This is a genomic window from Pseudomonas sp. NPDC079367, assembly GCF_044542195.1.
Lineage (GTDB): Bacteria > Pseudomonadota > Gammaproteobacteria > Pseudomonadales > Pseudomonadaceae > Aquipseudomonas.
This window is the reverse complement of the sequence record NZ_JBITTW010000045.1, coordinates 1-11,588: the sequence shown is the minus strand read 5'-3', so window position 1 is coordinate 11,588 and position 11,588 is coordinate 1. Positions and strand designations below refer to the sequence as shown.

The window sequence follows — 11,588 nt, the reverse complement described above, 5'->3', positions numbered from 1 at the left end:
TGTGTGGGAATTGGTCAAATCCGGCGGCTGGATGATGTTGCCGATCATTCTGAGTTCCATCGCGGCCATGGCGATTGTCGCCGAGCGCCTGTGGACACTGCGCGCCAGTCGCGTTACCCCCGAGCATTTGCTGGGTCAGGTCTGGGTCTGGATCAAGGACAAGCAGCTCAACAAGGAAAAACTCAAGGAACTGCGCGCCAACTCGCCGCTGGGGGAAATCCTCGCCGCGGGCCTCGCCAACTCCAAGCATGGTCGCGAGATCATGAAGGAGTGCATCGAAGAGGCCGCCGCGCGCGTCATTCATGAACTCGAACGCTATATCAATGCCCTCGGCACCATTGCTGCCATGGCGCCGTTGCTCGGCCTGCTCGGCACCGTGCTGGGCATGATCGATATTTTCAGTGCCTTTACCGGTTCCGGCATGACCACCAACGCTTCGGTGCTGGCCGGCGGTATTTCCAAAGCCCTGATCACCACCGCTGCAGGCCTGATGGTCGGCATCCCGGCGGTGTTCTTCCACCGTTTCCTGCAGCGTCGTATCGACGAGCTGGTGGTCGGCATGGAGCAGGAAGCGATCAAACTGGTGGAAGTGGTGCAGGGCGACCGTGATGTCGATCTGGCCGAGGGCAAAGCGTGAAATTCCGTCGCAAGCCCCGGGAAACCGTAGACATCAACCTCGCGTCGCTGATTGACGTGGTGTTCATCCTGCTGCTGTTTTTCGTGGTCACTACCACCTTCACTCGCGAAACCCAGCTGCGCGTGGATCTGCCGGAAGCGGTCAGCGGCTCGCCCGCCGAAGATCAGCAGGTCAAACAACTGGACGTCGCGATCAGTGCCGAAGGCGTATTTTCGGTGAACAACAAGATTCTGCCGAAGAATGATCTGCCGACGCTGATGGAAGCCATGCAGAAAGAATCCAACGGCGACACCAACATGCCGTTGTCGATCAGTGCCGATGGCAAGGCCCAGCATCAATCGGTGATCACCGCCATGGACGCGGCCGGCAAGCTTGGTTTCAGCCACCTGCGCATGACCACGGTCGAGGCGGCTCCGAAATCCTGATGAGCCTGTCCGATCGCCTGCTCAACGCGTGGTATCAGGGGCACCCGGCCCTGACGCTGCTGCGGCCACTGGAAATGCTGTATCGCCGCGTGGTGATCAACAAGCGTCAGCGCTTTCTCGACGGTGACGGAGAGATCTACCAATCGCCCGTGCCGCTGATTGTGGTCGGTAATATCACGGTCGGTGGCACCGGCAAGACGCCGATGATTCTTTGGCTGATCGAGCATTGCCGACGCCGTGGACTGCGCGTCGGCGTGGTCAGTCGCGGTTACGGCGCCAAGCCGGCGCATCTGCCCTGGCGCGTCGAGGCCGAGCACAGCGCCGAGATTGCTGGTGACGAGCCGTTGCTGATCGTCCAGCGCACCGGTGTGCCGCTGATGATCGACCCTGATCGCAGCGCCGCCGTCAAAGCCTTGATCGCCAGTGAGCCGCTGGATCTGATTCTGTCTGACGATGGCATGCAGCACTATCGCCTCGCGCGAGACCTGGAGCTGGTGCTGATCGATGCGGCTCGGGGGCTGGGCAATCAGCGTTGTCTGCCGGCCGGGCCGTTGCGTGAGCCGGTCGAGCGCCTGCAGAGTGTTGACGGCGTGCTGTTTAACGGTGCCTTGGCTGATCGCGACGACGGTTTCGCCTTTCGCCTGCAGCCCACGGCGCTGGTCAACCTGCGCAGCGGCGAGCATCAGCCGCTCGATCATTTTCCGCCCGGGCAAGCGCTGCATGCGGTGGCCGGCATCGGTAATCCGCAACGTTTCTTCAATACCCTCGAAGCGCTAGACTGGCGACCAGTCCCGCATGCATTTGCCGACCACGCCGAATACAGCGTACAGGCGTTGAATTTCACCCCGTCATTGCCGTTGGTAATGACCGAAAAGGATGCGGTGAAGTGCCGTGCCTTCGCTGCTGCCGACTGGTGGTATCTGGCGGTCGATGCCGTGCCGTCTCCGGCCTTTGTGGCCTGGTTCGACACGCAGCTGATGCGCCTGTTGCCGGATCGTCTGTTGCCTTAATTGTTTTTTCTTTCTGGGAATGTTCATGGATACCAAACTGCTCGACATCCTCGCCTGCCCCGTATGCAAAGGCCCGCTCAAGCTTAGCGCCGACAAGACCGAACTGATCAGCAAGGGCGCCGGCCTGGCTTACCCCATCCGCGACGGCATCCCGGTGATGCTGGAAAGCGAAGCGCGCACCCTGACCACCGATGAGCGTCTGGATAAATGACCACAGCCTTCACTGTTGTCATCCCGTCGCGTTTCGCCTCGACCCGTTTGCCGGGCAAGCCGTTGCTGGATATTGCCGGCAAGCCGATGATCCAGCATGTCTGGGAACAGGCGAGCAAAAGCAGCGCGACCCGCGTCGTCGTTGCCACTGATGACGCGCGCATTTTCGACGCGTGCAAAAGCTTTGGCGCCGAAGTGGTGCTGACCCGTGAAGATCACAACTCCGGCACCGATCGTCTGGCCGAAGTGGCAGCGAAACTGGGCCTTGAACCTGATGCGATCGTGGTCAATGTCCAGGGCGATGAGCCGCTGATTCCGCCGAGCGTGATCGATCAGGTCGCCGCCAATCTCGCCGCTCACACCGAGGCGCGCATGGCCACGCTGGCCGAGCCGATCGAGGATGTGGAAACGCTGTTCAACCCTAACGTGGTCAAGGTCGCCAGTGACATCAACGGCCTCGCGCTGACTTTCAGTCGCGCCACCTTGCCGTGGGCTCGCGATGCGTTTGCCAAAAGCCGCGAGCAACTGCCGGAAGGCGTGCCCTATCGCCGTCACATCGGCATTTACGCCTACCGCGCCGGGTTCCTCCACGACTTTGTGAGCTGGGGCCCATGCTGGCTGGAAAACACCGAATCCCTTGAGCAACTGCGTGCCTTGTGGCACGGCGTGCGCATTCATGTCGCCGATGCACTGATCGCGCCGCCGACCGGCGTCGACACTGCAGAAGACCTGGAGCGGGTTCGTCGCCTGCTGGGGGCCTGATGCGCGTTCTGTTTGTGTGCCTGGGCAACATCTGCCGCTCGCCCACCGCCGAAGGTGTGTTACGCCACAAGTTGCGTGACGCGGGATTGGCGGATGTAGTGGAGGTGGCCTCCGCCGGCACCGGTGACTGGCACGTCGGCAACCCGCCGGACAAGCGTAGCCAGGCTGCGGCGAAACTGCGCGGTTATGACCTGTCGACGCAGCGCGCGCAGCAGGTCAGTCGGGCCGATTTCGCCAGCTATGACCTGATCCTCGCCATGGACAACAGCAACCTGCGCAACCTCAAGGCCCTGCAACCGTCTACTGGCAGGGCCGAGCTGGACCTGTTCCTGCGTCGTTATGCCGGGCTGGTCGATGAAGTGCCGGACCCGTATTACGACGGTGATCAGGGTTTCGAACAGGTGCTTGATCTGATCGAAGTGGCCTGCGACCAGTTGGTGATCGAAGTGAAGGGGCGGTTATGAGTCTGCAGGTCCAACCGCAGGCATCACTAAAGGCCTTCAACACGTTCGGCGTCGATGTGCGCGCGCAACTGTTCACTGAAGCCCACAGCGATGACGATGTCCGCGAAGCGCTGGCCTATGCCGCGTCCCATAACGTGCCGTTGCTGGTGATCGGCGGCGGCAGCAACTTGCTGCTGACGGCGGATATTCCGGCGCTGGTGCTGCGCATGGCCACCCGTGGCATTCGCCTGCTCAGCGATGATGGCAGTCAAGTGGTTGTCGAGGCAGAAGCGGGCGAGCCCTGGCACCCGTTCGTCCAGCACACGCTGGCCCTGGGTTTGGCCGGGCTGGAAAACCTCAGCCTGATCCCTGGCACTGTTGGCGCCGCGCCGATGCAGAACATCGGTGCCTATGGCGTCGAGATCAAGGACGTGTTTGCCGGCCTGACCGCGCTGGATCGCGAGAGCGGCGAGCTACGGGATTTCAGCCTGGAAGAATGCAATTTCGGCTACCGCGACAGCTTGTTCAAGCAGCAGCCGGGACGTTGGCTGATTCTGCGGGTGCGTTTCAGACTGGATCGCGCGGCGCACCTGCATCTGGAATACGGCCCGGTGCGTCAGCGCTTGAGCGAGCAGGGGATCGAGCAGCCGACGCCCACCGACGTCAGCCGCGCCATCTGCAGCATCCGCAGTGAAAAACTGCCGGACCCGGCGGTGCTCGGCAACGCCGGCAGCTTCTTCAAGAATCCGCTGGTGTCTGCCGCTGTGGTCACGCGGATCAAAGCGCAGCACCCGGATCTGGTGGCTTACCTGCAAGCGGACGGGCAGATGAAACTGGCCGCTGGCTGGCTGATCGAACGCGCCGGCTGGAAGGGTTTCCGCGACGGCGATGCCGGCGTGCACAAGTTGCAGGCGCTGGTGCTGGTCAACTACGGCACGGCCACCGGCCTGCAACTGCTCGACCTGGCGCAACGTATCCAGAAAGACATCGCCGAGCGCTTCCAGGTCGAACTGGAAATGGAGCCCAATCGGTATTGAGGCTACGCTTGCCTGAGGCCATCAAAAGCCCTGCACTGATTAAAAAGTGCAGGGCTTTTTTGTTAATGCTGGGTTAACTTAGCGAGCTAACGATACCAACCATTTGCTCCACCTAAAGGCCCGGTGCAGACGTCTCCGTCGGTGCAAGAGAGCCTGATTAGCCTGAGTCGATCTGCGCGAACCCACCGCTGATTTTCCGGCGGCAGATTACTCGACCCCATAACCACTAAAAAATATGCGGGCGTGCCCATGATTACCCTGAAACTCAACGGTCAAGACCATTCCCTCGATGTCACCGAAGACATGCCGCTGTTGTGGGCGATTCGGGACGTCGCCGGTTACAACGGCACCAAATTCGGTTGCGGCATGGGCCTGTGCGGCGCCTGCACCATCCATATCGACGGTCTGCCGGCACGCAGTTGCATCACGCCGATCGGCTCGGTGATCGGCCAGAACGTCACCACCATCGATAACCTTCACGCCGACCCGGTGGGCATGGTAGTGCAGCAAGCGTGGCTCGACACCGCAGTCGCTCAATGCGGTTATTGCCAGGGCGGGCAGATCATGTCGGCAACGGCATTGCTGAAAACCAACCCGAACCCAAGCGATGAGCAGATCGAAGAAGCCATGGTTGGCAACATCTGCCGCTGTGGCACGTATAACCGGATCAAAACCGCAATCCGCCAGGCCTCCACTCACCTGAAGGAGGTGAAGGCATGAGCCACGTCCCGAATGATTTCGCCCTGAGCAATCTCAGCCGCCGTGGCTTTCTCAAAGGCGTCGGCGCCACCAGTGCGCTGGTCCTCGCGGCGAGCTGGGGCTGGCAGGATGCGCTGGCCGATGACGCGCCGAAGAAGTTCGGCGCGGACGGCATGCCCAATGGATGGATCGACGACCCCAAGGTTTACGTGAGCATTGCTGCCGATGGCAGCGTCACCGTGGTGTGCAATCGCTCGGAAATGGGCCAGGGCGTGCGCACCAGCCTGAGCATGGTGGTTGCCGACGAACTCGAGGCCGACTGGGCGCTGGTTAAAGTCCAGCAGGCGCCGGGTGATGAAGTGCGCTTCGGCAACCAGGATACCGACGGCTCGCGCAGCATGCGTCACTGGTACGAGCCGATGCGTCGTTGCGGTGCGGCGGCGCGAACCATGCTTGAGCAAGCTGCCGCCGCCCAGTGGAAAGTGCCGGTCGGCGAATGCCATGCGCAACTGCACAAGGTCATTCACAAACCCTCCGGCCGCGAACTGGGCTACGGCGAACTCGCCGCTGCGGCCAGTGCGCTGGCGGTGCCGGCGCGTGACAGCCTGCGTCTCAAGCAGCCGTCGGAATTTCGCTACATCGGCAAGGAAGGCACCAGGGCCATCGACGGTGCCGATATCGTCAATGGCCGCGCAGTGTACGGCGCCGACGTGCATTTTGACGGCATGCTCTACGCCACCATCGCCCGCCCGGCGGTGTATGGCGGCAAGGTCAAAAGCCTCGATGACAGTGCCGCGCTGAAAGTCCCTGGCGTGTTAAAAGTCATGCAGATCGAAGGCCGACCGTTGCCCTCGGAATTTCAGCCGCTGGGTGGCGTCGCAGTCGTGGCGAGCAATACGTGGGCGGCGATCAAAGGTCGCGAGGCACTGAAGATCGAGTGGGACGATGGCCCGAATGCCAGTTATGACTCGATTGCCTATCGCAAGGAGCTTGAAGCCGCGTCGCTGACAACCGGCAAAGTGGTGCGCAATACCGGTGACATCGACAAGGCCTTGAGCGGCGCTGCCAGTACCCTTGAAGCTTCGTATTACCTGCCGCACTTGGCCCAGGCGCCGATGGAACCGATGGTTGCCATTGCCCGGTACAAGGACGGCGTGTGCGAAGCCTGGGCGCCGAGTCAGGCACCGCAGGTCACCCGTGAGCGCATCGCCGAGCGCCTGGGCGTACCGTTCGAAAAGGTCACCTTCAACGTAACGCTGCTGGGCGGTGGTTTCGGGCGCAAGTCCAAACCGGACTTCGTCGTCGAAGCGGCGATTCTCGCCAAGGAGTTTCCGGGTAAGGCTGTGCGTGTGCAGTGGACGCGCGAAGACGACATCCACAATTCGTATTTCCACACCGTCTCGGCGGAATATCTGAAGGCTGGCATCGACAAGAATGGCATGCCGTCCGGGTGGCTGCATCGCACCGTGGCACCGAGCATCACCGCGCTGTTTGCGGCGGACATGAACCATGAAGCGGCGTTCGAGCTGGGCATGGGCTTTACCAACATGGCTTACGCGATTCCCAACGTGCGCCTGGAAAACCCCGAAGCCAAGGTGCACACGCGGGTCGGCTGGTATCGCTCGGTGTCGAACATTCCCCACGGTTTCGCCATTCAGAGCTTCGTCGATGAACTGGCGCACAAGGCCGGTGAAGATCCGCTCAAGTACCAGATCAAATTGCTCGGCCCGGATCGGCAGATCGATCCACGCACCTTGAGCGAGGAGTGGAATTACGGCGAATCGCCCGAGCGTTATCCGATCGACACCGGACGCATGCGCACGGTGCTGGAAACTGCCGCCAAGGCTGCCGGTTGGGGGCGCAAACTGCCCAAGGGCCGCGGCCTCGGTCTGGCGGTGCATTACAGCTTCGTCACCTATGTGGCGGCAGCGATCGAAGTCGAGGTCAAGGACGACGGTTCCCTGATCGTGCACAAGGCCGACATCGCGGTGGACTGCGGGCCGCAGATCAACCCTGAGCGCATCCGTTCGCAGTTCGAAGGCGCGTGCGTCATGGGCTTGGGCAACGCCGTGCTTGGCGAAATCAGCTTCAAGGACGGCAAGGTCCAGCAGGATAACTTCCATATGTACGAGGTCGCGCGCATGTCGCTGGCGCCCAAGGAGGTTGCGGTGCACTTGGTCACGCCGCCGGGTGACGTGCCGTTGGGTGGCGTGGGCGAGCCTGGTGTGCCGCCGATTGCGCCGGCGCTGTGCAATGCGATCTTCGCCGCGACCGGCAAACGCATTCGCAATCTGCCGGTGCGTTATCAGCTGCAAGGCTGGCAGAAGGCGGAGGCGTGAATGGACAGCGTCGATCTCAACGTTCTGCGTAGCGTGCTTGAATGGCGCCGCGCCGGACAGCGGGTGGTGCTGTTCAGCGTCGTGCAGACATGGGGCACGGCGCCGCGCTCGCCCGGCGCCATGCTCGCCTTGCGCGAAGATGGCGTGGTGATCGGTTCGGTGTCGGGCGGCTGTGTCGAAGATGACCTGATCGCGCGACTGCACGACGGTCGCATCGCCACCGACGGCCCGCCGGTGCAGATGATCACCTACGGCGTGACCCGTGAGGAGGCCGCGCGTTTCGGCCTGCCTTGCGGCGGCACGTTGCGCCTGACCGAGGAGCATGTCGGCGACCCGGCGTGGGTGGCCGAGCTGCTGCAGCGTTGCGAAAACCATGAAATCGTGGCCCGGGAACTAAGCATCGAAACCGGCGAGGTGCTGCTGGCTCCGGCGAGTAAAACCGATTCGCTGGTGTTCGACGGCAAGGTTTTGCGGGCGATTTACGGCCCGCGCTGGCGCCTGCTGTTGATCGGCGCCGGGCAGTTGTCACGCTACGTCGCCGACATGGCGCGGCTGCTGGATTTCGAAGTGCTGATCTGCGATCCGCGCACCGAATTCGTTTACGGCTGGGAAGAGCAGCATGGCCGCTTCGTTCCCGGCATGCCGGACGAGGCGGTGTTGAACATTCAGACCGACGAGCGTACGGCGATTGTTGCCTTGACTCACGATCCACGTCTGGATGACATGGCTTTGCTCACCGCGCTCGACTCGCCGGCGTTTTACGTCGGCGCGCTGGGCTCGCGGGTCAACAGCCAAAAGCGACGGGAAAACCTCGCTCAGCTAGGTTTGCCCCAAGCGTCGATTGATCGCTTGCACGGGCCGATCGGCCTGCACATCGGCAGCCACTCGCCGGCAGAGATTGCCTTGTCGCTGCTGGCGGAAATTGTTGCGATCAAGAACGGTGTGGAGCTCAAACAGAAGAAACCGCTGGAGGGCGCATGAGCCAATCCATCGCAGTGATCGTGCTGGCGGCGGGCGAGGGCAATCGTTTTCGCCAGATCGCCGGCCCCGACAAGGACAAATTGCTCGCTGACTGCACCGGACGTGACGGCGCAGTGCGTTCGGTCATCGAGCAGGTCCTGGTGAACCTGCCGGCCAGTCTCAACCAGCGCGTACTGGTTACGACCGAAGCGCGCCCGCAGGCAATGCGCATGGCCCAGGCTTACGGCTGCGACGTGGTGTCGATCGAATCGACCGGCATGGGCGACAGCATTGCCGCAGGTGTTGCCGCTTGCCCGGACGCTGATGGCTGGTTGATTGTGCTCGGCGATATGCCGTTTATCTTGCCTTCGAGTATCGAGCGAGTGCTCGCGGCGATGGCTGATGAGGCGGTGAGCGTGCCGGTGCTGAACGGCGAATTTGGCCATCCGGTAGGGTTTGGCCGTGGGTTCGGCGCGCAGTTGCAGGCCCTGATCGGCGATCGCGGGGCGCGGCCGTTGTTTGCGCAGGCTCGGGTGGTTGAAGTGGCGGTGGATGATCCCGGGGTGTTGTGGGATGTCGATGCGCCAGAGGCTTTGGTTTTCAAATAACAGCAAAAGATCCTCCGAACGCGGCCCGAGCCTTCGGACGATCTTTTGATCTGATAAACAGGCAATAAAAAGCCCCGCCAGGCTTTCACCGGGCGGGGCTTTTTAACAGCTTCAGGAATTACACGAGTGGTTTAGGCTCGTGCTCTTTCTCCTGGGCTTCTTCGCGCTGCTCGACCGCGTCCTGAACGGAGCGGGGCGCTTCGGCGATTACCGCTTCGACCGATGCTTCTTCAGCGACAGGGGCAGGGGCTGCCTCGACCACTTCAGTTGCAGCGGCTGGCGCCGCAGCGGCAGCCAGTTCGGCTTCCTTCTGCAGGCGCTCGGCTTCACGCTTGCGACGGCGCACTTCACGCGGATCGTTTGGCGCGCGGCCGTTTGGCGTCAGGGCGCTGACCGGAGCCGGTGCTTCAACCACCGGGGCTGGCGCTTCGACTGCAGCTGGCGCTTCCTCAACCTGAGCTTCAGCAACCGGTGCTTCAACCACTGGCGCCGGTGCCGGTTCGGCCGCTGCAACAACTGTTTCGGAGACCATGGCTGGCGGTACTTCGGCTTCAGCGACTGGCGCCGGAGCTTCGGTGACGGCCGGCTCGGCAACCCAGTTGAACGCAGTCTGCTCTTCGCGAACTTCGCGCACGGTTTTGGTCACGTCTTCAGTGACGGTATCAACCGCTGGCTCGGCTGCAACAACGGGCGCTTCAACGACAGCTTGCGCAGCCGCTTCAACCTGAGGCTGAGCTTCGCTGACCGGGGCTATTTCGATTTCCGGTGCAGCAGTCACTTCCACTGGGGAGGTGGCTTCGACAGCCGGCGCTTCAACTGGAACAGTTTCCAAAGTAGCGGCGGTGGCGCGTTCAGCCTGCTCGTGGGCCTCGGCTTCAGCCGGAGCGCTAATGGTGCTGCTGGCAACGGCGGCGGTGACGGCCAGGCCAGCGGCCAGATCGGCATTGCTTGGCTCGCCAGCGTTTTCGGCGGACTCGGATTCTTCCGAACCTTCGATCACGTTGCCGTTGGCATCACGTTGACGCTCGCGACGGTTGCTGCGACGACGCTGACCACGGGAGCGACGACGTGGACGATCGCCTTCGGCGTTGTCCTGACCGTCTTCCGGCAGTTGCTCTTCGTTATTGGTGTTCACTTCTTCTTCGGCAACGGCAGCAGCGGCCTGTTCGGCACGCGGTTGACGCTCTTCACGCGGCGGACGCGGAGCGCGCTCTTCGCGTGGCTGACGAGCCGGACGCTCTTCAGCGGTTACGGCTGCTGCGGCTACGGCTGGCACGGCGTCCAGCGGTTCGCGCAGTTCACGCACGCGTTCTTCACGCTCGCCACGCGGCTTGCGATCTTCACGCGGTGCGCGCGGTGCACGTTCTTCACGCGGGGCACGTGGTGCGCGCTCTTCGCGGGCCACCGGTGCTTCGCTGCGCGCTTCACGCGGCTCACGGGCTTCACGTGGCTGACGCTCTTCACGTGGCTCGCGAGGTGCGCGTTCTTCACGTGGAGCACGTTCTTCGCGCGGCTTGCGTTCTTCATCGCGGCGACCGTTACGGTTGCGGCTCTGTTGACGACCGTTGCGGCGCTCTTCGTTACGGGCCGGACGCTCGGTGGCAGCCGGTTTCGCAACGGCAACCGGAGCGGCTGGCTCTTCCTTGGTGGCGAACAGGCTCACCAGCGACTTCACCAGACCCTTGAACAGGCTTGGCTCAGGTGCGGCAACCGGTGCCGGAGCGGGCGCGGCAGGTGCAACATCAGTCGGCACCGGCGCGTTGGCACGGGCCGGCGCAGTCTTCACTGCAGCTTCCTGGCGAACCAGGGTGCGGGTCGCAGCGGCTGGCTGGACTTCTTCGACTTCGGCAGCGGCTGCAGCGATTTCGTAGCTGGACTGGTTGGTCGCAGCTTCCGGGCTGTCATCACGCAGACGCTGGACTTCGAAGTGCGGCGTCTCGAGATGATCGTTCGGCAGAATGACGATGCGGGCACGGGTGCGCAGTTCGATCTTGGTGATCGAGTTGCGTTTTTCGTTGAGCAGGAACGCGGCGACCGGGATCGGCACTTGTGCGCGAACTTCGGCGGTGCGGTCCTTCAGAGCTTCTTCTTCGATCAGGCGCAGGATTGCCAGCGACAGCGATTCAACGTCACGGATGATGCCGGTGCCGTTGCAACGCGGGCAGACGATGCCGCTGCTTTCGCCGAGCGATGGACGCAGGCGTTGGCGTGACATTTCCAGCAGGCCGAAGCGCGAAATGCGACCGATCTGCACGCGTGCACGGTCGGCTTCCAGGCATTCGCGGACTTTCTCTTCCACGGCGCGCTGGTTCTTGGCCGGAGTCATGTCGATGAAGTCGATGACGATCAGGCCGCCGATGTCGCGCAGGCGCAACTGACGGGCGATTTCTTCGGCGGCTTCAAGGTTGGTCTGCAGGGCGGTTTCTTCGATGTCGGTGCCTTTGGTGGGGCGCGCCGA

Annotated in this window: 12 protein-coding genes; 11 read left to right on the top strand and 1 reads right to left on the bottom strand. The window is 62.6% G+C overall.

Annotated elements, in window-relative coordinates; genetic code table 11:
• The first annotated feature begins 1 nt into the window (after position 1).
• The 11 genes from ACIGDJ_RS24635 to ACIGDJ_RS24585 all read left to right on the top strand — a co-directional run bounded on the left by ACIGDJ_RS24635 (position 2) and on the right by ACIGDJ_RS24585 (position 9,130).
• Entirely contained in the window at positions 2-637 is a 636-nt protein-coding gene (locus tag ACIGDJ_RS24635; protein WP_016771007.1) for a MotA/TolQ/ExbB proton channel family protein, read from the top strand.
• A complete protein-coding gene (locus tag ACIGDJ_RS24630; protein ID WP_041479458.1) occupies positions 634-1,062 on the top strand; it encodes a biopolymer transporter ExbD in 429 nt (142 codons plus the stop codon). Before ACIGDJ_RS24635 ends, ACIGDJ_RS24630 begins: the two co-directional genes overlap by 4 nt.
• Positions 1,062-2,072, top strand: a complete 1,011-nt coding sequence (gene lpxK / locus ACIGDJ_RS24625) for a tetraacyldisaccharide 4'-kinase (protein WP_312999839.1) — start codon at positions 1,062-1,064, stop codon at positions 2,070-2,072. Before ACIGDJ_RS24630 ends, lpxK begins: the two co-directional genes overlap by 1 nt.
• A 25-nt stretch (positions 2,073-2,097) precedes the next feature.
• Complete coding sequence (locus tag ACIGDJ_RS24620; RefSeq protein WP_003179363.1) at positions 2,098-2,283, top strand: Trm112 family protein; 186 nt, start codon at positions 2,098-2,100, stop codon at positions 2,281-2,283.
• On the top strand, positions 2,280-3,044 hold the full coding sequence (gene kdsB / locus ACIGDJ_RS24615; RefSeq protein WP_397480122.1) for a 3-deoxy-manno-octulosonate cytidylyltransferase: 765 nt from the start codon (positions 2,280-2,282) through the stop codon (positions 3,042-3,044). Before ACIGDJ_RS24620 ends, kdsB begins: the two co-directional genes overlap by 4 nt.
• Positions 3,044-3,508, top strand: a complete 465-nt coding sequence (locus tag ACIGDJ_RS24610; protein WP_101156176.1) for a low molecular weight protein-tyrosine-phosphatase — start codon at positions 3,044-3,046, stop codon at positions 3,506-3,508. The genes kdsB and ACIGDJ_RS24610 overlap by 1 nt, the downstream gene beginning before the upstream one ends.
• Entirely contained in the window at positions 3,505-4,524 is a 1,020-nt protein-coding gene (gene murB, locus ACIGDJ_RS24605; protein ID WP_312999841.1) for a UDP-N-acetylmuramate dehydrogenase, read from the top strand. Before ACIGDJ_RS24610 ends, murB begins: the two co-directional genes overlap by 4 nt.
• 249 nt (positions 4,525-4,773) lie before the next feature.
• Positions 4,774-5,244 carry a 2Fe-2S iron-sulfur cluster-binding protein gene (locus tag ACIGDJ_RS24600; protein ID WP_312999842.1) on the top strand — a complete coding sequence of 157 codons (471 nt, stop codon included), beginning with the start codon at positions 4,774-4,776 and terminating at the stop codon, positions 5,242-5,244.
• A complete protein-coding gene (locus ACIGDJ_RS24595; protein WP_397480123.1) occupies positions 5,241-7,562 on the top strand; it encodes a molybdopterin cofactor-binding domain-containing protein in 2,322 nt (773 codons plus the stop codon). Before ACIGDJ_RS24600 ends, ACIGDJ_RS24595 begins: the two co-directional genes overlap by 4 nt.
• A complete protein-coding gene (locus ACIGDJ_RS24590; protein WP_397480124.1) occupies positions 7,563-8,543 on the top strand; it encodes an XdhC family protein in 981 nt (326 codons plus the stop codon).
• Positions 8,540-9,130, top strand: coding sequence for a nucleotidyltransferase family protein (locus ACIGDJ_RS24585; protein ID WP_397480125.1), 591 nt, complete (start codon positions 8,540-8,542; stop codon positions 9,128-9,130). Before ACIGDJ_RS24590 ends, ACIGDJ_RS24585 begins: the two co-directional genes overlap by 4 nt.
• Positions 9,131-9,248: 118 nt before the next feature.
• Here ACIGDJ_RS24585 and ACIGDJ_RS24580 read toward each other — a convergent pair.
• Positions 9,249-11,588 (bottom strand): ribonuclease E/G (locus tag ACIGDJ_RS24580; RefSeq protein ID WP_397504637.1); only part of this gene is annotated, 2,340 nt, incomplete at its 5' end.